Source organism: Mesobacillus maritimus, from assembly GCF_044803185.1.
Taxonomy (GTDB): domain Bacteria; phylum Bacillota; class Bacilli; order Bacillales; family Cytobacillaceae; genus Mesobacillus_B; species Mesobacillus_B maritimus_B.
On record NZ_CP085225.1, the window covers coordinates 314,543 to 336,089 of the forward strand.

Consider the following 21,547-nt stretch of genomic DNA (forward strand, 5'->3'; position numbering starts at 1 on the left):
GGAAGGAATGTTACCGAAGCTCCCCATAGCAAACTGGATCGATGCTTTAGTTGATTGGATGACTGCGACGTTTGAAGGCTTGTTTGACGGTATTTCTAATGGGGTTGGATTTTTTGTTGAAGGAATCGTTTCAGGTTTAGGCTTTATCCCTTCTATTTTATTAATCATAATTATGAGTTTACTAGCTTGGAAGATTTGTGATTGGAAAATTGGTTTATTTGCCTTACTAGGGTTATTTCTAATTGATAACTTAGGTTACTGGGAAGAAATGTTAGAAACGGTAGCTCTTGTATTAACGTCGGTACTGATATCCATCGTGATAGGGATTCCAATGGGCATATGGGCATCACAAAGTGAAAGAGTAAGAAAAGTAGTTACACCGATACTTGATTTGATGCAAACGATGCCAGCTTTTGTTTACTTATTACCTGCAATCTTCTTCTTTAGTATAGGAGTGGTACCAGGGGTTATTGCATCCGTTATTTTTGCAATGCCGCCAACCATTCGTTTAACGATACTTGGAATTAAGCAAGTACCAGCAGACCTAATTGAGGCAACAGAAGCATTTGGCTCCACCACCAAGCAAAAGCTTTTAAAGGTGCAACTACCACTAGCGATGCCAACAATCATGGCAGGGATTAACCAAAGTATCATGCTAGCTTTATCAATGGTCGTTATCGCCTCGATGGTTGGGGCTCCAGGGCTCGGTACAGAGGTCTACCGTGCCGTTACACAAATTAAAACAGGTGTCGGATTTGAGGCTGGTTTGGCCATCGTTGTTATTGCGATTTTACTAGACCGCATCACTCAAAATATAGGAAAGAAAAAACAAGGGGGAACTGTGTAATGTTAAAAAAAATCGTAGGAATTACTTCGGCGTTAGCACTAACGCTAGGTTTAGCTGCTTGCGGAGGAAATGAAACGTCTTCAGATTCAGAAGGTTCAACTAAATCAGTAGGAGAACAGGTTGATTACAAAATTATTGGAATTGATCCAGGTGCTGGATTAATGAATTTAACAATCAACGATGTTTTACCTGGATATGAATTAGATGACTGGGAAGTAGTAGAGGGGTCAGGCTCTGCAATGGCAGCAGCTTTGAAAAAAGCATATGATAAAGAGGAGCCAATCATTGTAACTGGATGGAGCCCACACTGGAAGTTTGCAAGCTATGACTTAAAATATCTAGAGGATCCAAAAGGGATTTATGGTGGAGCTGAAGATGTTAACACGATTGTACGTTTAGGGTTAAAGGATGACCATCCTGATGCTTATAAGCTTCTTGATCAGTTTAACTGGGAACCAGAACATTTAGAAACAGTTATGAATATGATTCAAGAAGGTAGTGAACCTGCTGATGCCGCAGCACAATGGGTAAGCGAAAATGAAGAGTTGGTTAACACTTGGACTGAGGGTGTTAACGAGGCTGACGGTGAAGAGATAAAGATTCTTTATGTAGCATGGGATGACGTAATTGCAAGCTCACACGTCGTTGAAAGTGCACTTGAGAGTGTTGGCTACGATGTAAACTTAATTCAGGTTGATGCAGGTCCAATGTGGGCTGGTGTGGCAGACGGAAGCGGTGATGCATTGGTAGGAGCATGGTTGCCAACAACACACGCTGAATATTATGCTGAATACGAAGGTAAGTTTGAAGACTTAGGCGCAAACCTTACTGGAACGAAGCTAGGTTTAGTCGTACCTGCTTATATGGATATTGACTCAATTGAAGATTTAAAAGAATAAATAACTAAACCGAAAAAAAGAAGCGGATCCTATTGGGTTCTGCTTCTTTTTAACTGTGCAGCCTGTTTTAACGAAAGATAAGCTGCTTTATACGTGTGTTATAGGAAGGTTGTATGCATTTTTCTTATGATTAAAGGGGCTACTTTGTAGTGAAACCAAGCTTAGTTCCGCCTATTTTCATTCAAGAGGCAACAAAGTTTGAAGAAAGATATTTTAAATAAGAAGGCTTGTCCTTACTTGATTAACTAGCAATACTAAAATAAGCGGAGGTTTTTCCGTTAATTGCAGTTTTGGGTTCGTTTCATTGGATATAAGGGGAGCTTTTCCCGTTAAGTAAACAAAAACACCCTATTTTTATGTGTTTCTAGTTAAATAACCGGAATCTCTCCCTTTATTTATGGTATTTTCAATGCAAGCTACTAATTAAGCGGAATTTTTCCGTCTATTATTGTAGTGTCAAAGAGGACAAGCAGGAATAACGTTAAGAATAGGGCAAATTCCAATCTGGTTGCCCTGCTTATTTTAGGCTTAAATGTTTTTTCTAACTCAATCGTTCATCAAACCAACCAATTAAATGTTCTAAGCGTTCTATACGATGCTTCGGCTTACCTGAGCGTGACAGGTTATGGTTTTCATCTGGGAAGCGAACTAGCTTTGTTTCTACACCTAAACGCTTCAGGGCAACATACCATTGCTCCGCCTGTTCCATTGGACAGCGTAAGTCTTCTTCACTGTGTAGGATGAGCGTCGGTGTTTTCACATTCCGAGCATGGTGGAGAGGGGAAAGCTGTAATAACCTCTCTGCATCCTCCCACAAATCAGCATGTCCATGTTGCCAGTCTGTGAAATAGAACCCGATATCACTAGTTCCGTAAAAGCTATGCCAGTTACATATACTACGCTGGGTAACGGCTGCTTTAAAACGGTTTGTACGAGTAACGATGACATTGGTCATATAGCCGCCGTAACTTCCTCCAGTAACAAATAATTGATTGTGATCAATATAGGGGAAGGTTTTCAATGAATAATCGACACCAGCCATGATATCCTCATAATCCATGCCACCATAATCACCGATTACAGCATTTACAAAATCATGACCATAACCTTGGCTTCCTCGAGGATTTGTATAAAGAACAGCATAGCCTTTAGAGGCCATTACTTGCATTTCATGGTGTAAGCCATTGCCATATGCCGTTGCAGGCCCACCATGGATTTGAAGAATCATTGGGTATTTTTTACCATCCTCAAAGCCAAGAGGTTTTAAAATCCAGCCCTCAATTTCCTGACCGTCCGTACTCTTGTAGTGGAAATTTTCAGGAGTAGATAAATGAACCTCTTTATAAAGCTCTTGATTCCAATCCGTTATCGACACAACCTTTTTCTTATTGGTTAGGTCATGTGTTACTAAATCTCCTGTGGAATGGGGTGTAGCTAGAACCAGGACAGCTTGATGATCATTTATGAGACTAAAAGAAGTAACCGATGCGACGGAAGGAGATAGGGCTTTCGAAACCTGACCTTCTAAATCTACTTTGAATAATTGACAATCACCGCCAACCGTTGCCGTAAAATAAAGATAGCTGCTAGAAGAGTCCCAAATGAGTCTCTCTTCCCCCGTGTCATACTTCGCATCCACTCCAACCAGATTGCCGACTGTGTAATCAAAGCCTTCTGTTAAGTTCATCTGCTTCTCTGTTTCTATCGAAAGGAGAAGGACATTTGTATTTCCTTGCTGTCTTTCACCCCTAGTATGACCTGCGAAGGCCAGCCATTTCCCGTCTGGTGAGACGGAAGGGGCGAAAATATATCCTTTTCCTTGATAAAACAAGGTTTCTACCTTTGCGGTAATATTATATTTCCAAATCGCGGGAAGGTAGCCCCACTCTTTGTCTTCGGCTTTTGTCCCAACGTAGAATAGACTTTGTCCATCAGGAGAGAAACAAGCTTGTGAAAAATCATGGTCTCCTTCAGTTATTTTCATATACGACTTTGTCTCAAGGTCGAATAAGTATAAATGCTTGCGATCAGCGTTATAAATACCAACTCCGTCTCCTTTATAACGAAGTCTAGAGATGACCTTAACGTCACTTTTTTCCTCCTTCTGATTCTCATCCTTATCAGAAGGTAGTTTTAATTCGCCGGTAATCGTCAGAGCGAGCTGTTTTCCGTCTGGAGACCAGACAAAGTCACCAACTCCTTGCTTTACGTCTGTTAATTGAACGGCCTCACCGCCATTGTTATGTAAAAGCCAGATTTGATTTTTACCACTACGGTTTGAAAGGAAGGCAAGTAGGCTTCCATCTGGTGACCACTTTGGAGAAGTATCTTTTACGATACGATCCTTTGAATAATACGAGGTAAACTGTCTCCCTGAATCTTTTAAATCGGTTACATAGATAGAAGAAGTGTATCCATCCTTTTCTTTATCTATATGAGTTAAGACATAGGCGGCTTTGTCTTTAGTAGGTGCAACCTGAGGATCTCCTACGAACTTAAAATGGTATAAATCTTCTGGCGTAATTGGACGTTTTGTCATGTCTTCTTCCTCCTTGTACATCCTTTTATGATTATCTTAACACTTCGGTAGCCGAAGTAAGTGAGGTTTTATCTATTAGGAATCCATTGCCATCATAATCTTTTTGTAACCTTCTCGTAAAATTCTACATAAAGTTACAATTATATTACATTATCGACTCTTTCATTGTTTTTTAGGCTACTAGGAAGATAAACTAGGAATATGGAATTTTATAGAATGATAGGAAACAAGAGGAGACAATATCATGATAAAAAAACTTATTAAATATACGGTTTCAGCAGCTATTCTCGCCACAATGATTCATGCCACTCCAGCTTTTGCCACTCCGGACGCTTCACAAGTGACACAAGAACAAATAACTAACACACAAGGGAAAATCCAAGAATTCGAAACTAAGATTCAACAATTAGACGACCGAATCATTGTTTCAATGGATAAAAGTCAAAAGTTAAACGATCAAATTAAAGAACAGCAAGGCAAAATAGTTGAAGCAGAGGCAGAGATTGAAAAGTCAAAAAAGGATCTAGCTTCTCATGAACAAATTCTTGCTGAACGACTAACAAGCCTACAGTTGGATGGGCAAACGTCAATGGTTGCTTACGCAGAAGTCTTGTTATCATCAGGCAGTCTTTCTGAGTTTTTCACTCGTTTTACAGCCATTTCGCAAATAATTCAAAGTGACACAGATTTAATGAGTGGTTTAAAGGAAAAACAGGAAGCATTTGAAGCTGCTGAGGGTCAATTACTTAAAGAACTTGAACAACTAGAAAAGAGTCAAGATGAATTAGCGTCTGAACAAAGAAGTATTGAAGAAGACAAAAAGAAAATTGAGAAAGAATTAGCGGATACGGAGAAATTATTACAAACGCAAGAGGCTAAACTTGCACAACAAGCTCTCGAAGCGCAACAGGCTTTAGAGGCTCAACAAGCGCTAGAAGCACAACAAACACAAACACAACAAACACAAACACAACAAACACAGCAAGTCCAACAACAATCTCAACCGGCATCTTCAGAAAGTAACACTACCAATTCAGTCTCAACGACATCTGTTGCTGCGGTCAAACCAACAAACTCCGACTCGGCAAGTCAGGTGATTGCTTATGCAAAGCAATTCTTGGGTGTTCCTTATGTTTGGGGTGGGTCAAGCCCAAAGGGATTTGATTGTTCTGGGTTTGTACAATATGTGTATCGCAATTCAGTTGGCACTAGTTTACCGAGAGTATCACGTGATCAGCAAAATGCGGGGACAAGAATTTCTCCTAGTCAAGTTCAACCCGGAGATTTAGTATTCAATGGATCTCCTGCCTATCATGTCGGAATCTATATTGGCGGGGGACAATATATCCATGCGCCGCAAACGGGCGATGTTGTAAAAATTGCTTCATATAATCCATCTAAGTTTTCTAGTGCTGCTAGAGTATTGCGTTAAGGTCAATATTCTACTCGTAAAAGCCAATTACCAAAGGATAAAATTTCTATATTTGCTCGCTCGTGTAAAGCTAAAAAAGGCTCTGAGGTCGCAAAAATACTTTGCGATTTCAGAGTCCTTTTACTTTTTTCGGTATTGTTAGTTACGAAAAGAAACACATGAAAAACCTACCCTTTTTAAAACAATGATTAGCTATGGAATTTAAAAGAGTTAAAAATGATTATACTTAAGGCTAGAGGCGCCATAATAAAATATTTAAAAAACAGGTGAAAAAATGGACCGGAATAAAATAAAAGAGGATAATTACAAAGTATTTGCTTTGTTAAGTCATTACTTAAACAATGCACCTGACTTTGTTGACAAAGAAGAAATTGGTGAAATTGTTCAATATGGTGTATCGTATGAACATGCATTTGGGGTAATCTTAGCTGCTGCTTTTGGACTTGACATCATTGATAGTGAAGATGATAAAACCTTTTACAACCGATATTTTACCAAAATGATTCATCATCTTGATGAAAAGGAATATTACGACAATCCGTATTATCAAAACATCACGATCCCCACTATTAAAATTGGGAAAAGTGAACTAAAGTATGAAAAGTATAAACCCTTCGAAGGGTTTGTTTGCAATGATATTATCCAAACAATAGAGGGGAGACAGATTCCGCAAATAGGATTTTTTCAGACGGAATTTAAGTTTCCGGCGGTGTTAGAAGAGGACAGAATCTGGATGACCATTACACCGAATGAAATCGAAACGATGAAAGAACCGGTTGAGCAAGCTTTTGGTCATGTTCTAACTTATGGACTAGGTCTCGGTTATTATGCCTATATGGTCTCTGAAAAGGCTAACGTTGAAAGCGTCACAATAGTTGAGGCCAATGAAGATGTAATCCATTTATTTACCCAGTACGTGTTGCCACAATTTGAAAATGCTCAAAAGATTAAGACTATCAAAGCGGATGCTTTTGAATATGCACAAAACCACATGTCTAAGGGAAATTATGATTTTGTGTTTACCGATTTGTGGCATGATGTTTCTGATGGAATCGACATGTACTTAAAAATGAGAAAATATGAAAAACAAACACCGAATACTGTGTTTACTTACTGGATTGAAAAATCGATTTTATGCTATTTATAGGGACAGGCCGTGTCCCGCTTAGGAGGATTAAACATGGAGAATAATGATATATTGATTCGTTTAAGATATGCTCTGGATATTAAGAATAAAGATATGGTTGAAATCTTTAAACTTGGTGGCGTTGAAGTAACAAAAGAAGAAGTGTTAAAGATTCTTACTAAATCAGCGGACAGCTACGATTATGAAGAAGACAATGATGAAGATATAGCTGAAAATGAGGACATAATAAAATGCAATAATCGGATGTTTGAGTCTTTCTTAAATGGTCTTATTACCTTTAAAAGAGGGAAACAAGATCCCAAGCCAGGGCAACCTGAACGACCAGCATTTTCGAGTGAAAGTGTGAACAATATCCTTCTCAAAAAGGTGAAAATTGCATTGGCCTTAACGAGCGAGGAAATGATTGATATTTTAGCCGCAGCGGGAGTTACAATCACCAAAGGTGAGTTAAGCGCAATTTTAAGAAAAAAAGGACATAAGAATTATAAAGAGTGCGGCGATAAATATGCCAGGAATTTCTTGAAGGGATTAGCAATAAGATATAGGGGATAAGGATGCTCCTTTAGGTGACTAAATTTCTAAGAACCCATTCCATTTATAAAAATAAATCGACCCAGTTTCTGACTGGGTTTTGGTTTGTTTTCGACCAACTCCCTAGTGCCACAGTTGTGACAGAAGCCAAAATCCTTCCGCCCAAAAATTGAACGATTTAGGTGTTTTAACCATAAATTACAATGTTCAGTTATATAACAAGGCTGTTTTCGTAATGATTGTTGGTAAAATTGTAAAAATCTTAAAGTCGATTTTTACTACCTAAAGCCGATTTTAACGTGCGAAAAGCTTTTTTTGTAAGGTAAAAGTAAGTTTGCAAGCCCTTTTCTCATAATTGTTAGCTGGTTCCTGCAAGATAGCCCCAACAACTAGTATCATCTTAAAACGGAACAAGGTTTGAGAAAAGAGCCTAAAACGAAGAGGTGAAGCGAGTGTCGAAACAGATTACCCCGATTGCTTACAAATCCAAGTTGGGTTTAGTGGAAACAGAAATGGCCATTAAACAGGTAAAGGATTATTTTGAAAGTAAATTATCTGAAGTGTTAAAGTTAGTTCGAGTTTCTGCTCCATTATTTTTACAAGAGGGAACAGGGCTTAATGATAATCTGAATGGAATCGAGCGTGTCGTGTCCTTCGATGCGTTAGACGTGAAAAATGAGAAACTAGAAATTGTCCAATCGCTTGCAAAATGGAAAAGGAGTGCTCTTGCCAAATATCAGTTTCCAGTTGGAACAGGCTTGTATACAGATATGAAGGCAATCAGGAGGGATGAAATCCTCGATAACCTGCATTCCATGTTTGTGGATCAATGGGATTGGGAAAAAGTCATAGCACAGCAGGACCGTACAGTTGAGACATTGAAAACAGAGGTAGAAAAAATATATAAAGCCTTAATAGCTACTGAACAATATGTACACCGATTGTATCCATCCCTTCAACCAGTACTACCAAAATCGATTCACTTCATTACCTCTCAAGAGCTTGAAACCATGTATCCTTCCCTTACTCCTAAAGAAAGAGAAGATAAAATAGCGAAGAAACATGGAGCTGTTTTTCTTATGCAAATTGGAGGCATGTTGAATTCAGGAGAAAAGCATGACGGACGTTCTCCAGATTATGATGATTGGTCATTAAACGGAGATATCATCGTATGGTTTTCTACACTTGAAAGAGCATTCGAATTATCTTCAATGGGTATAAGAGTGGATAAAAAGGCATTGTTAAAGCAACTCAGAGAGTCAAATTGTGAAGAACGTAAGGAATTAGCCTATCACCAAGCCATTTTACGAGGTAAGCTTCCGTTTACAATTGGCGGGGGAATCGGCCAATCAAGATTATGTATGTTCTTTCTTCAAAAGGCTCATATTGGGGAAGTTCATGTGTCTGTTTGGAATGAAGAAATCCTTAAAGAATGTAAAGACGCAAATATTCAGCTTTTATAAAGGGAAAACTAAAAGGGTCTTGTGCGTTGATATCGAATAGTAAAAGAATACACACAACTACCTTAGAGTCAAAGTAGAAAAGGAGATACAATGACAACCAATAATGAACCAGGATGGAATTTTGATAATAGTTATACTCGACTACCACAACCCTTCTACACTCGCCAGAACCCGACGCCTGTTCGCTCACCAGAACTCATTATGTTTAATGAATCGTTAGCAAAGTCTTTAGGGCTAAACGTTCAGATATTACAAGGTGAAGCAGGCGTTGAAGTTTTTGCTGGAAACCAGGTTCCAGAGAACTCTGCCCCTCTTGCCCAAGCCTATGCAGGTCATCAGTTCGGGCATATCAATATGTTGGGCGATGGTCGCGCAATTCTCCTTGGCGAGCAGATTACTCCCAAGGGAGAACGAGTGGATATCCAGCTAAAAGGCTCAGGCAGAACACCATACTCACGAGGAGGCGATGGTCGAGCGACCCTTGGACCAATGCTTCGTGAATATATCATCAGTGAAGCCATGCATGCGCTGGGAATTCCGACTACGCGAAGTCTAGCGGTGGTGTCAACTGGAGAGCTGGTGCAACGTGAGACTCAACTCCCTGGGGCTATTTTGACCCGTGTCGCCGCTAGTCATCTCCGCGTCGGGACCTTCCAATATGCTGCTGGAAAAGGTGGAGAGGACAATGGTGAAGACCTTAAAGCTCTCGCGGATTATACGATAGATCGCCATTATCCAGAAATCAAAAAGGATGAACATCGATACCTGAGGTTTCTACAAGAAGTCATTAAGCGACAGGCACAGCTGATTTCAAAATGGCAACTGGTCGGTTTTATCCATGGCGTGATGAATACCGATAACATGACGATAAGCGGTGAAACCATTGATTATGGTCCTTGCGCTTTTATGAATGAGTATGACCCGAAAACGGTATTCAGTTCGATTGATACTCAAGGTCGCTATGCTTATGGCAATCAACCAGCTATTGGTGGTTGGAATCTTGCGCGATTTGCTGAAACACTCATCCCGCTATTGCATGACAATGAGGAAGAGGCTGTCAAACTGGCCCAGGATTCAATCTCAGAATACCCTGAACAATATCGTAGAAACTGGTTCAAGGGGATGAGAGCGAAACTAGGTCTTATTCATGAGAAACCAGAAGATGAAGCCTTAATCGAAAACCTTCTTAGTATGATGGAAAAACATCGTGCCGACTTTACGAATACGTTCCGAGCTTTAACTTATGATCAGAAGGAACCTTCGAGTCTTTTTCAATCCGAGGAATTTACTCAATGGAACCAGCGCTGGCAGGAAAGTTTGAGTAGACAGGAGGAATCGGAAGAAGCTGTCCGACAGTTAATGCGGAGCAATAACCCAGTGGTTATTCCGCGTAATCATAAGGTAGAAGAGGCACTTGAAGCGGCCGTGAACGATGGAGATTATCATGTCATGGAGAAGCTTCTTAAGGTTCTTTCAAGTCCCTATGAGCCAACGCCTGATATGGATGAATATTGTACCTTGCCTGCACCTTCGGCAAGACCATACCGAACATTTTGTGGAACTTAAAATAGACCTAAAAGTAAGCAGGGATTCAATCATAGAGTCCCTGCTTTTATTGTGAAAAATAGGGTATTTAAAGAGGAGAGTAGGGGACATAGTTAGAATTGTACTAGATGAAGTATTACATATGTTATTGTTAGGTAATAAATGACCTAAATATAGGGCAAATAGCATAAAATTATGGTTAAATTGCTAATGTAATAAATGTTGATACTGTTTTGATAGAGTATCACTTAAATTAGTTGGACTATAGAACAGTTTGGACGAGGACATTTTTAGTAGGGGTAGAGGGTGGATAGTATGAATGAGGAGATAATGAACAATGCAGATGCATGCTATCAGTTAGCGGAGCAGAGGGCTGCTGAATATTTTAGGACGCTACAGACCCAGGTAAAGGAAAAAAAGTATGTCGATACACTGACAGAGGATTTTCAATCATGGAAGAAAAACCATATCCGTCATCCATTACTATCCTTGTTTTCGCGTAGAAAGGGAAACCCTACGTCTAAGGAATATAATCAATATATCCAATGGCTAGATTACAGAGGTAAACTCGAACCCTATCTGGATAGAAGTATATCCTATATTTATATGCGAGACTTAGGTAAATCCTTGGAATCAGCTGACACACAGACTAAAGTTCAACGGAAAGTAGCTTATTTGAAAAAACACTTAACCAACGACCGTGGGAATAAAAGCTTTAACATGGCGGAGTTGTACAGGTGGGCTCAAAAGGAAGACATTGAATCCACGGTCATTTGGCTTGTTAGCAAATTAAAAAGTGTTACGAGGATGATTCCCGAGGAGATGGACGCTGAACATGCCCAGCGGAAATTAATCAAAATTATTGCCGGAGTCATCATGCATGTGTACGAAGAACTTGAGGGTGAAACTTCACTCGAAAAACGAAGGATGAAACTGGAAAGAGCGGTTAGGCTAGGATATTCCTATGGGTTGACCTATCCCTTTATCGACGACCTTTTGGATGCCAAGGTCCTATCGGAAGATGAAGAGAGAAAGTATACGGACTTAATTAGGTCGACTCTAATTACAGGGACTGTGCCAAAATTGGGTGTGTGGACTGGGAAGAACGCAGACCTAATTAGGTTTATCCATTTAGAACTCCGAGAAGCCTTTGAATACATACGCTCCAATCAGCCTCAAGAAACATTGAAATCCTTTTATGAGCAATCTTATATTTTTTTTCATTCACAAGAAGTAGATCGAAACAAGAAATTATCCAAGGATCATTACAGTAATGAAGAGATTTTTATACCGGTGATTTTAAAATCTGCCTCTTCACGATTGATTGTTCGTTCTGTGATTGGAGCATCTGAGGATGAAGGCTTTGACAAGCGGACCTTCTTTTATGGGATTTACAACCAACTTGCTGATGACTTTGCTGATATGTTTGATGATTTCAAAGAGGGAGCGGTAACACCTTATACGTATTATCTAAAACATCATGAAACTCGGCCGGATCTTATTAATCCGTTCGAGCTTTATTGGACAGTTATATCTTATCTCATTCATAACGTATATCATTCCAATTATAAAACGAGGGAAATCATATTAACTCGTGCAATAAATGGGCTTAAACGCTTCAAAGAGCGGTTAGGAACCAAAAAGTACAACGAAGTGATGGACCTTTTCGCTTCAGGGAATCCGGAATTCAATTATATTATCCAGCAGATGGTCCGAAAAGGTGATGATGTGGATTTCTTTGATAAGCTCCTTCGGGACCAAATCATTACCACTCTTAGAAACGACCGAAGCGAGCAGGAGCACTTCTTAGATACAATTAAAACTGTTCGTCATCAAGTTAATAATCTTTTAGGGATTGCAAAAACCGGGACACATACTCTATTAGAAGAACCCATCATTGATGCAGCAAATTATAGTTTAATGGGCGATGGGAAACGCTTAAGGCCCATTATGACATGGGTGATAGGCATCAACCATTATGGGCTAGAAAAGTCAGCTATTGCTCCACTTTTAAGATCGTTGGAATATATGCATACGGCCTCATTAATCTTTGATGACCTGCCATCACAGGATAACGCATCTACCCGCAGAGGACGTCAAACGCTTCATCAAGTCTATAATATTGCCATCGCTGAATTAACCGGCCTGTTCTTAACGCAAAAGGCAGTAGAAGAACAAGCCTCACTTGAACAGTTTGATTCGAAAACGGTTCTAAAACTTGTTCAATACTCTGCACAAATAACGACGAAAATATGTAACGGCCAGGTGATGGACCTCGAATCAAAAGGTAAAAGTTTGACGCTAGAACAATTAAATACCATGTGTTTCTATAAAACTGGGATTGCGTTTGAAGCCTCCCTCATTATGCCTGCTATACTTGCTCAAGCAAATCAAGTGGAAATGGAAGCATTGAAAAAATTCTCCTACCATGCCGGAATTGCCTTTCAAATTAAGGATGACCTCCTTGACGTTGAAGGGGATCAGAATCTGCTCGGAAAACCTAGCGGCAAAGATGCGGAAAATAAAAATTCTACGTTTGTGTCGATTATGGGCAAGGAAGGTGCTAAAAAAGCAATGTGGGAGCATTACTGCCTTGGAATGGAAATACTGAAAGAGGTACCACTTAAAACATCTTTTCTAAAACACTTACTAAACTATAATGTAAATCGAGATTATTAACACCCGCTTAAATAAAAATAAATAGCAGGGCAACCTCACTTGGTTACTCTGCTATTTAACTTGTGACAATATTTCTTTTACCTTTGAAACAACTTCGCCAGGACTAAATGGTTTGGATATAAACCCACTTGCCCCTAAATCGAGACCACGCCTTTGATCATTTGTTGCACTCTGAGCAGAAAGAAAAAGGACAGGGGTATTTTTATGCTTTCGCAGTTCTTCTAGAACCATGAACCCGTCTTTACCGGGCATAAAGACATCTAAAATAATTAAATCATAGTTTTTTTGCATAGCTAGGTTTAATCCCTCATTTCCGTTTGCAGTGACATCAACATGGAAGGATTCCCGCTTTAAATACATTGTTAATAGATTGCTAATCCTGACCTCGTCTTCTACAATAAGAATCTCCAACAGATTTTTACCCCCTTTAAAACTTTCCCCATTCATTTATATTTCCTATAAGAACAATGTTTATGTTGTAAATTAACTATCTCCTCCCAACATAACAAAATTGTAATAGTCTAGTAAACAATTTTTAACAATTTACTAATTGATTCTATGGGTATTCCCATCCGGTTATGTTGCCTTAATTTGATGTTTTTAGAAAATACAGTAAGCTTGGTTGAAAGTTTGTTCAATAGAGGGTATCATAAGGAGTGGATAGGAGAAAAAAAGCTCCAGTCTATTTAACTATGAACTCAATTTTTAATAAGATGGAAATGATTTTCTAGAATGATGCTAGAAATTAAAGCCAAAGTAAGGGTTAGCCATGTCTAATCTTACTTTGGCTTTTTTATTTTTAAAAGAAATGGAGGACCTTATCAGATGGTAACAACTCATGACGAGCAAAACAGCAATCTTTTACAATTATACATAGAGTCAAATATAGATAAGGAATTCTTCATTTTATCCAATAAAAAGAACGCTTTTTTAATCATAGATCTGCAAGGGAAAGTTGCTTATGCGAACAAACTTTGTAAGGATAAGCTCGGTTACTCATCTACAGATTTGCTCTCTATGAGAATAGGAGATCTTTTTGCTGCAACTGAGTTGGATAAAAGCCAGACGTTTTTTAAAGACAAGGTCCCTGAAACACTGAGTACTTTTAATACTCAAATCTACCCCGGCAAGGATGAAAGTTTATGGGTAAAGCTAACCTTTTTCCCTATCTACTATAGTGGAGAATATCTCGGAACTTTTATCATCTTGAGGACGCCCCAGTCGAATTGAATATAGCTGAACCCCAGAGTAAATCCCCTTTGGAAAGAAGAACGGATATCGGTTTTGTTGCTGTTAGGAAACAATTATGGTAAGATAAAATATGTCTGATGTCTAGCAGTCATTAGAATAGCAGAATTTAATGGTTAAAGAATTAAGAGTTAGTTTAATATATTTTGTTTGGTAAATGGAAGAAACTATAGAAATAGTCGTCTTAGCCGTGGCCTAACTTCTTTAAAATAAGGAGTTAGGCCTTTTTTATTTTTAAGGGGGATAAGGATAACAATGGGTAGTGCCACTCAAGATGATTTGCTTTATCTTAGCAGCAAGTTCAGCAAAACATTAAAAAGCAAGTTCGGAAAAGGGCCTGAAACTTGTTATGTGGTGTTTAAAGAAAATAGACTTTTTATTTATATAAGTAGTTTTATGACAACTGCAGAGGAAGTTTTAGTAGAAAATGACCAAGTGAATTTGGCTAATAAATTTCGAACGGCTGTAATCGATTTGATTTGTAAGGAATTCCTTCCAGAAGCATCAAAGGTGATGGATCTGTCTTTTCATACTTTTTATCATGACTGGAACTATGATACGAATAAAGGAATTATTATTATTGAACCAAGACATATTCGGTCAGGGGTGTCCAACGATTTCTTTTTTAGGGAAAAGGATTTGTTTAAGCTAATGGAACAGGTATGCACGAAGGTACATAAAGTCCCAGAAGAATATAAAATTGTAAAGTGCAATCAAAACGTCTGCATTGTGGAATGTAAGGGTGTTTTGCTATCGATGGATAGGTATCTTTTTCAGCAAGGTTTAACAGATATTTTGGTAGAGCACTCAAGGGAAATGAAATCGTACTATTTAAACCGTAAAGACCAGTTTGAGACTGTGTTTAACCGCGTTATTGATGATTTATTTATTACCTGGGACTATGAACAAGATAAAAACTATATTGTCTTTAATTTTAGGTAATTACCACGTATTTATCTTTTGTTTGGATGTTTTTGGTCAATACTAGAAATATTGGATGTATTCATTGACCAATCTGAACGAAGGAAGGTGGAAATGATTGATAAAAATAAATTAGATTATATAAGTAGCTATATTAGTAAGTTATTGAGAAAAAAATTCGGAAAAGGTCCACAATCTTGTCAAACAAACCTAAATGGAAAGTATCTGGTTACTTATTTACGTGGGTTTGTGTCTCCGATGGAAGATATTTTATTGGAGCAGAGGCAGAAAAAGACTGTTAACGATGCACGAACCTTGATTATGGACCATCTGTTAGAGGAGATAAAAGGGGTTGTCCAAGTCTCGATTAATGTGGAGGTTACCGAGTATTATCATGACTGGAACTTTCCGAACAACTCAGGCATCATCATTTTTATATTAGAAGAGGGCATTTCGGAAGAAGCTCCAGAGCCCAGCGTTGATAAGGTTGGCTTGGAGGAGGAGATAGCAAGAATCAGTATGCTCGTTCAAAAAGTGCCTGATCAAATCTATATATATCCGATTTCACCTACGGTGTTTTTAGTTGAACGGGTAGGCATATTGGTTCAAATTGAAAAAGCGTTAATATCAAAAGGATTTCAGCAAGAATTGAAATTTACTAAGGACGAGTTAGAAAAAGAATACTTTCATCGTGATGGCAGGTTTGAGGTTCTATTTCAAAAGTCTGTAAAGGATATTTTTATTGATTGGAATTTTAAAGACGATAAGTCGATGATGGCTTTTATTTTGGACAAGTGAAGGGGACATCTATGTCCGGCGAACAGATACAAAAAGCCCAGTCTAAAACACTTAGACTGGGCTTTTTGTGTAGGGATTAATCTATACAAAGGTCATGTGAATGTTACTTTCATTAGGGTTGTATAACCACATGGGTTCCGATTGGAATGGTCCTAGCCAATTCCTCTACATCTTGGTTGTACATTCGGATGCAACCTCTTGATACTGCTTTTCCAATCGAACTGGGGTCATTCGTTCCGTGGATTCCATAATGTTGCTTGGATAAACTCATCCACATCGTGCCAAAAGGTCCTCCGGGATTAGGGGCTTTATTGATGATAATAAAAATACCAATTGGTGTATTGTGAAGGATTCTTCCGACAGCAATGGGATATTGCTTTTGAAGTACGCCATCTTTAAATAATCTAAGGTAGCGATTACTGACGGACACGACAATCCGATATGGAAGGGTAGTAGGGTCAGGAAACCCTGGGATGACAATCGATTGCCCAGGATAAATAATATTTGGATTAACCGACGGATTGGCGTTAATGATTGCGGAAAGGGGTGTGCGATAATCCCTTGCAATCTGATTTAGAGTTTCACCAGGTTTAACCGTATGAATCAGTGTAAACACCTCCATAGGGCTTTAGTTTATAACCATATAGTGTATGACGGAGCTAAAAAGAGTGTCATCAGTTTTCAAACGTTTAACAATCTTGGATTTGCAAATTCATTCTGCAATTTTGTAGTTTTCATGAACTTTAGCTCATTAGACAGAAAGCACCAATATTCTCAACATCATTTGACAATCTCTGAACATACCAGTTGGTATCTTTACAAAAGAAAGAAATTTTTACCTAAAAAGTTCTTCATGCAAATTGGGAGGGAATGTAAATGGCAGTTGATGAAAAAGTGTTGAAACAGAAACAGTATGTTGGAGAAATGGTAGAAAGCTTGGCTGCAAAGGGTGAGGTTGCACTTCGAGAGTTTCGGAGGCTCGATCAAGTTAGCGTCGATGAAATCGTCAGGGAAATGGCGCTTGTTGCCCTTGAGAATCATACACTTCTTGCAAAAATGGCTTTTGAGGAAACAGAAAGAGGAATCTACGAGGATAAGGTTTCAAAGAATATGTTTGCAACCGAGATGATTTACAATAGCATTCGCGACTTAAAAACAGTCGGAGTAATCAGTGAAAATGAGCATGAAGGTACTTGTGAGATTGCTGAACCGGTGGGGGTCATTGCAGGTCTTGTACCCGTGACAAACCCTTCTTCTACCGTTATTTTTAAATCCTTAATTTCCTTGAAAACGAGAAACCCAATCATCTTTTCATTTCATCCAGTTTCCCAAAATACAGGGAAGCTAACAGCTAAGTTGCTCCGCGATGCAGCGATAAAGGCTGGAGCTCCTGAAAACTGTATCCAATGGTTGGAAACACCAACCCTTGAGGCAATAAATCTATTAATGAAGCACCCAAAAGTATCGCTTATACTTGCTACTGGTGGAAGTACGATGGTCAAGGCTGCTTATAGTTCAGGAAAACCTGCGATTGGAGTCGGACCTGGAAATGTCCCTTGTTATATTGAGAAATCCGCTGACACTAAGCGTGCAGTCAACGACTTGATCCTTTCCAAAACATATGATAACGGAATGATTTGTGCGTCTGAACAGGCCGTTATCATCGATCAGGAAATTTACGATGATGTAAAAAATGAAATGCTGGCAAATAATTGTTATTTCCTCAATAAAGAAGAAAAGCAATTGCTCGAAAAGGTGGCTATAAAGGAAGAAATCGGTTCTTTAAATCCAATGATTGTAGGGTTATCGGCAGGTAAAATTGCAAGAATGGCTGGAATTGGTGCCCCTGAAGACACAAAAGTACTAGTTGCAGAATTACAGGGTGTTGGACCGAATGAGCCGCTTTCATGCGAAAAGTTAAGTCCTATTCTTGCCTGCTACAAGGTAAGTAGTCTTAAAGAGGGACTAACCATTGCGGAAGAAACTTTGGAGTATAGTGGACTTGGACATACAGCATCGATTCATACGGAAAACCAAGCAATTGTGGAAATGTTTGCGATGCGCATGAGAGCTGGGCGAATCCTAGTGAATACTCCATCAGCTCAAGGTGCAACGGGCAATGTCTATAACGACTTTTTACCAACATTGACGTTAGGATGTGGAACATATGGAGGAAATTCAGTTTCTCAAAATGTTGGAGCAGCCAATTTAATCAATATTAAAAAGGTAGCGATTAGAAAGAGTAACCCACAAGTATTAAGAACACCGCCACAAATCTATTATAAGAAAAACTCTATTCAAGCTTTAGAAACAATCCCTAACCTTTCTAGGGTTTTTATTGTAACAAGCCCAAGTTCCATAAAAAATGGCTACGTTGAAAAAGTACTTCATTATCTGAAAAAACGTCCGGATTTTGTTCGTTATGATGTGTTCTCTGAAGTGGAGCCTGATCCTAGCATTGAAACCGTCATGCGGGGGGCGGAACAAATGAGCCAAGTCCAACCGGATGTCATTCTTGCTCTTGGTGGTGGTTCGGTCCTTGATGCGGCAAAGGGAATGTGGTTATTTTACGAGCATCCAGAGGCAGATTTTCATAAATTAAAGCAAAAGTTTATGAATCCGCGGAAGCGTGTGTTCCAATTTCCTAAACTTAGGGAAAAAGCGAAGTTTATTGCGATTCCGACTACTTCTGGTACAGGTTCAGAGGTTACTTCCTTCGCTGTTATATCAGACAAGCAAAACAATATAAAATATCCGATTTCGGACCCGGAACTTTTACCGGATATTGCGATCATTGATCCGCAATTTACGATGAGCGTTCCAAAACATATCACCGCTGACACGGGTATGGATGTGTTAACACATGCACTTGAAGCGTATGTTTCAGTGGTAGCCAATGAATTCTCGGATGGTCCCATTATTAAGGCAATTCAGCTTGTATTTGAATATTTACCAAAAGCATACCATAACGGGCAGGATGAGGTGGCACGAGAGAAAATGCACTATGCCTCAACAATCGCAGGGATGAGCTTTAACAATGCATTTTTAGGGATTAATCATAGCCTTGCCCATGCGCTAGGTTCAGAATTTAATATTCCTCATGGTCGAGCCAATGCAATCTTCTTGCCGCATGTGATTACTTTCAATGCTAAAAAGCCAACAAAATTCACACCGTTTGCTGGTTATGAGCATTATATTGCAGACAAGCGTTATGCAGAATTGGCAAGGATGCTTGGACTGCCAGCTAAGACAACAGAAGAAGGGGTTGAAAGCTTAATACAGGCAATTGTTCACTTAGCAAACCAGCTCGAGATGCCTCTGACTGTGAAGGATTGTGGCATCACCAAAGTTGACTATGATAACAAAATGAACATAATGGCCGACCATGCCTATAATGATCCAGACACAAATGTCAATCCAAGACGTCCATTAATGAACGAGCTTGTAGATATTCTTCGTATGGCTTACAGCGGTATATAATAAAGGCTGTTTTCTTAAAGATTGTTGTTAAAATTGTAAAAATCTTAAAGCCGATTTTTACTACCTAAAGCCGATTTTAACGCAAGATAAGCTATTTGGTACGTGATAAGAAGTTTGCGCGCTCTTTTCTCATTAATAAAAGGGTACTTTGAAGGGAAACAAAGCTTAATTCAACCGAATTTGTATCCAAGAGCAACAAAGTTTGAGAAAAGAGCCATAATAAAAAACCATAGAAAAAACAGCGACTTGTTCTTTCAGTCGCTGTTTTTTGATGATAAACGGATTATATATCGTGAAAAACACTTTCTAAATCGTTGTATCCTTTTAAATCCTCTTTGTCCGGTTCATCTGGTTCCGCTGTCCAGGACTTTTGCTGGCTAGCCAATTGTCCGTGTTCATTTTTATGATAGGGAGTATGAATATGATAGGTTTTTCCGTTTTTCTTCACAGTATACCCTATATAATAAACATCCCCTTGCCCTTGCTCTTCGTATAGGCCAATATCGTCTAAATTATATTGATCGATAAAAGCTGGCATAGATTGCTGTAAATTATTCAAAATTTCTTCACGTGATAAAAATTCCATCTAAATATCCTCCTTCCGATTAAATACTATCCTTAATATGTCTTTCTTTATTTTTATTAAACACTTCCTCTAGGTTAAGTTTGTTAATTTGAGATAAATTAGATAAGGCTCTTTTCTCATGCTTTGCTGATTTTGGATACAAAATAGGACGGATGAAGCTTTTGTTTCAATGCAAATAGCTTGCAAACTTACTACAACGTACAAAAATAGCTTACCTTGCGTTAAAATCGGCTTTAGGTAGTAAAAATCGGCTTTAAGATTTTTACAATTTTAACAACAATCTTTACGAAAACAAATATAGATAAAAAAGCTGATGAACAGGAAGAAGGGATGGACTTGAAAATAAGCGTCTTGGATCAATCGGTGATTCGTAAAGGAGATCATGCTAGCATAGCTTTGCAAAATACAGTAAAACTTGCGCAAATCACGGAAGAGCTAGGATATCACCGTTTTTGGGTGGCTGAACATCATAATACTATCGGCGTCGCTGGTTCTTCTCCCGAAGTATTAATATCTCATATTGCTTCAAAGACAAGAAAGATACGCGTTGGTTCAGGTGGGATTCTGCTCCCACAGTATAGCCCTTATAAAGTAGCTGAAAACTTCAAGATGTTAGAAACGCTATTTCCTAACCGTATCGATTTGGGCATCGGCCGTTCTCCAGGTGGATCTCCTGCTACACGATTAGCTTTAACAGATGGAGTAAGGAGAAGTCTGAACGATTTTCCTCGACAAGTTAAAGATTTGCAAGGGTTTTTAAACAACGAGTTGCCAACCGATCATCCGTATCACGAAGTGGCGGCTTATCCGGTACCGGAGAGGGCTCCAGAAATGTGGGTTTTAGGGGTTTCCCACCGAGGTGCACGAGTAGCGGCGGAAAACGGAATAGCTTTTACGTATGGTCACTTTATTAATCCTGAGAATGGGCAAAAGGCAATCGATTATTATTATGAACATTTTCAGCCTTCGAATTTGCTCTCGAGGCCCAAGGTCAATGTTTGTGTTTTTGTAATTTGTGCTCCTAAACAGGAGAAAGCAGAAGAAATGGCTCTTAGTCTTGATAGGTGGTTGTTGCTAGTTGAAAGGGGACTGGATACGAGAATCCCTTCCATAGAAGAAGCAAAAAGAATGAATTTTACACAGGAAGAACGAAAAAGAATCCAAGAGAATCGAAAGCGGATGGTGATTGGAACACCGGCGAAGGTGAAGGACGATTTGCTAAGATTGAGTGAACTGTATCAAACAGATGAGCTGATGATTATCACCAATGTGTATGATTTTCACGATAAGATTCAGTCCTATACCTTATTGGCTGAGGCTTTGAAATAGTCAAAAGGGTAGTTGTTCATACCCACTAACATCCTCTTACAAACTTTAGCTTCCTGACAAATGAGGAACCTATGATAAAATTATTGTATAAATTCATGGGGAA

At 38.9% G+C, this 21,547-nt stretch carries 17 protein-coding genes; 13 read left to right on the forward strand and 4 right to left on the reverse strand.

Translation table 11 applies throughout. The features are described from left to right. Nucleotides 1–7: 7 nt before the first annotated feature. Both LG336_RS01605 and LG336_RS01610 read left to right on the forward strand, forming a co-directional pair. A complete protein-coding gene (locus tag LG336_RS01605) occupies nt 8–847 on the forward strand; it encodes an ABC transporter permease (protein ID WP_404333066.1) in 840 nt (279 codons plus the stop codon). Next, nucleotides 847–1,746: a glycine betaine ABC transporter substrate-binding protein gene (locus tag LG336_RS01610; protein ID WP_404330837.1), complete on the forward strand. Its 900-nt coding sequence runs from the start codon at nt 847–849 to the stop codon at nt 1,744–1,746. Before LG336_RS01605 ends, LG336_RS01610 begins: the two co-directional genes overlap by 1 nt. Before the next feature lie 541 nt (nt 1,747–2,287). Here LG336_RS01610 and LG336_RS01615 read toward each other — a convergent pair. After that, nucleotides 2,288–4,285 carry a S9 family peptidase gene (locus tag LG336_RS01615; RefSeq protein WP_404330838.1) on the reverse strand — a complete coding sequence of 666 codons (1,998 nt, stop codon included), beginning with the start codon at nt 4,283–4,285 and terminating at the stop codon, nt 2,288–2,290. Nucleotides 4,286–4,529: 244 nt separating this feature from the next. Between LG336_RS01615 and LG336_RS01620 the strand changes: the two genes are divergently transcribed. The 6 genes from LG336_RS01620 (at nt 4,530) to LG336_RS01645 (ending at nt 13,082) form a co-directional block, all read left to right on the forward strand. Continuing rightward, nucleotides 4,530–5,717 (forward strand): NlpC/P60 family protein, encoded by a 1,188-nt coding sequence (locus LG336_RS01620; RefSeq protein WP_404330839.1) that lies wholly within the window; start codon nt 4,530–4,532, stop codon nt 5,715–5,717. 274 nt (nt 5,718–5,991) lie between these two features. Beyond that, complete coding sequence (locus tag LG336_RS01625; protein WP_404330840.1) at nt 5,992–6,864, forward strand: hypothetical protein; 873 nt, start codon at nt 5,992–5,994, stop codon at nt 6,862–6,864. A gap of 33 nt (nt 6,865–6,897) precedes the next feature. Then, complete coding sequence (locus tag LG336_RS01630; protein ID WP_404330841.1) at nt 6,898–7,416, forward strand: DUF1456 family protein; 519 nt, start codon at nt 6,898–6,900, stop codon at nt 7,414–7,416. Nucleotides 7,417–7,907: 491 nt separating this feature from the next. Further along, the gene (gene asnA / locus LG336_RS01635) at nt 7,908–8,858 is read left to right on the forward strand and encodes an aspartate--ammonia ligase (RefSeq protein WP_404333067.1); all 951 of its coding nucleotides are present in this window, start codon (nt 7,908–7,910) and stop codon (nt 8,856–8,858) included. Between the two features lie 90 nt (nt 8,859–8,948). Continuing rightward, entirely contained in the window at nt 8,949–10,424 is a 1,476-nt protein-coding gene (locus LG336_RS01640) for a YdiU family protein (RefSeq protein WP_404330842.1), read from the forward strand. A gap of 294 nt (nt 10,425–10,718) precedes the next feature. Beyond that, nucleotides 10,719–13,082 (forward strand): polyprenyl synthetase family protein, encoded by a 2,364-nt coding sequence (locus tag LG336_RS01645; protein ID WP_404330843.1) that lies wholly within the window; start codon nt 10,719–10,721, stop codon nt 13,080–13,082. Nucleotides 13,083–13,133: 51 nt separating this feature from the next. Here the strand turns inward: LG336_RS01645 and LG336_RS01650 are convergent, their stop codons facing one another. Further along, nucleotides 13,134–13,493, reverse strand: a complete 360-nt coding sequence (locus LG336_RS01650) for a response regulator transcription factor (protein ID WP_404330844.1) — start codon at nt 13,491–13,493, stop codon at nt 13,134–13,136. Between the two features lie 414 nt (nt 13,494–13,907). On the opposite strand from LG336_RS01650, the gene LG336_RS01655 reads away from it, so the two are divergent. From LG336_RS01655 to LG336_RS01665, 3 genes are all read left to right on the forward strand, one after another. Beyond that, nucleotides 13,908–14,312 carry a PAS domain-containing protein gene (locus LG336_RS01655; protein ID WP_404330845.1) on the forward strand — a complete coding sequence of 135 codons (405 nt, stop codon included), beginning with the start codon at nt 13,908–13,910 and terminating at the stop codon, nt 14,310–14,312. A gap of 273 nt (nt 14,313–14,585) precedes the next feature. Further along, nucleotides 14,586–15,272: a Na-translocating system protein MpsC family protein gene (locus LG336_RS01660; protein WP_404330846.1), complete on the forward strand. Its 687-nt coding sequence runs from the start codon at nt 14,586–14,588 to the stop codon at nt 15,270–15,272. Nucleotides 15,273–15,365: 93 nt separating this feature from the next. After that, complete coding sequence (locus LG336_RS01665; protein WP_404330847.1) at nt 15,366–16,049, forward strand: Na-translocating system protein MpsC family protein; 684 nt, start codon at nt 15,366–15,368, stop codon at nt 16,047–16,049. A 112-nt stretch (nt 16,050–16,161) separates the two neighbouring features. Here the strand turns inward: LG336_RS01665 and LG336_RS01670 are convergent, their stop codons facing one another. Continuing rightward, complete coding sequence (locus LG336_RS01670; RefSeq protein ID WP_404333068.1) at nt 16,162–16,656, reverse strand: L,D-transpeptidase family protein; 495 nt, start codon at nt 16,654–16,656, stop codon at nt 16,162–16,164. Nucleotides 16,657–16,925: 269 nt separating this feature from the next. On the opposite strand from LG336_RS01670, the gene adhE reads away from it, so the two are divergent. Next, nucleotides 16,926–19,529 (forward strand): bifunctional acetaldehyde-CoA/alcohol dehydrogenase, encoded by a 2,604-nt coding sequence (gene adhE, locus LG336_RS01675; protein WP_404330848.1) that lies wholly within the window; start codon nt 16,926–16,928, stop codon nt 19,527–19,529. 283 nt (nt 19,530–19,812) lie between these two features. Here the strand turns inward: adhE and LG336_RS01680 are convergent, their stop codons facing one another. Next, complete coding sequence (locus tag LG336_RS01680) at nt 19,813–20,115, reverse strand: DUF5634 family protein (protein ID WP_404330849.1); 303 nt, start codon at nt 20,113–20,115, stop codon at nt 19,813–19,815. Between the two features lie 330 nt (nt 20,116–20,445). Between LG336_RS01680 and LG336_RS01685 the strand changes: the two genes are divergently transcribed. Further along, nucleotides 20,446–21,444: an LLM class flavin-dependent oxidoreductase gene (locus LG336_RS01685; protein WP_404330850.1), complete on the forward strand. Its 999-nt coding sequence runs from the start codon at nt 20,446–20,448 to the stop codon at nt 21,442–21,444. Nucleotides 21,445–21,547 lie beyond the last annotated feature (103 nt).

What these genes read in the sequence shown, in the direction of transcription:
- LG336_RS01605 (WP_404333066.1), top strand. Translation starts at nt 8, where the DNA reads ATGTTACCGAAGCTCCCCATAGCAAACTGGATCGATGCTTTAGTTGAT.
- LG336_RS01610 (WP_404330837.1), top strand. Translation starts at nt 847, where the DNA reads ATGTTAAAAAAAATCGTAGGAATTACTTCGGCGTTAGCACTAACGCTA.
- LG336_RS01615 (WP_404330838.1), bottom strand. Translation starts at nt 4,285, where the DNA reads ATGACAAAACGTCCAATTACGCCAGAAGATTTATACCATTTTAAGTTC.
- LG336_RS01620 (WP_404330839.1), top strand. Translation starts at nt 4,530, where the DNA reads ATGATAAAAAAACTTATTAAATATACGGTTTCAGCAGCTATTCTCGCC.
- LG336_RS01625 (WP_404330840.1), top strand. Translation starts at nt 5,992, where the DNA reads ATGGACCGGAATAAAATAAAAGAGGATAATTACAAAGTATTTGCTTTG.
- LG336_RS01630 (WP_404330841.1), top strand. Translation starts at nt 6,898, where the DNA reads ATGGAGAATAATGATATATTGATTCGTTTAAGATATGCTCTGGATATT.
- asnA (WP_404333067.1), top strand. Translation starts at nt 7,908, where the DNA reads ATGGCCATTAAACAGGTAAAGGATTATTTTGAAAGTAAATTATCTGAA.
- LG336_RS01640 (WP_404330842.1), top strand. Translation starts at nt 8,949, where the DNA reads ATGACAACCAATAATGAACCAGGATGGAATTTTGATAATAGTTATACT.
- LG336_RS01645 (WP_404330843.1), top strand. Translation starts at nt 10,719, where the DNA reads ATGAATGAGGAGATAATGAACAATGCAGATGCATGCTATCAGTTAGCG.
- LG336_RS01655 (WP_404330845.1), top strand. Translation starts at nt 13,908, where the DNA reads ATGGTAACAACTCATGACGAGCAAAACAGCAATCTTTTACAATTATAC.
- LG336_RS01660 (WP_404330846.1), top strand. Translation starts at nt 14,586, where the DNA reads ATGGGTAGTGCCACTCAAGATGATTTGCTTTATCTTAGCAGCAAGTTC.
- LG336_RS01665 (WP_404330847.1), top strand. Translation starts at nt 15,366, where the DNA reads ATGATTGATAAAAATAAATTAGATTATATAAGTAGCTATATTAGTAAG.
- adhE (WP_404330848.1), top strand. Translation starts at nt 16,926, where the DNA reads ATGGCAGTTGATGAAAAAGTGTTGAAACAGAAACAGTATGTTGGAGAA.
- LG336_RS01680 (WP_404330849.1), bottom strand. Translation starts at nt 20,115, where the DNA reads ATGGAATTTTTATCACGTGAAGAAATTTTGAATAATTTACAGCAATCT.
- LG336_RS01685 (WP_404330850.1), top strand. Translation starts at nt 20,446, where the DNA reads ATGGACTTGAAAATAAGCGTCTTGGATCAATCGGTGATTCGTAAAGGA.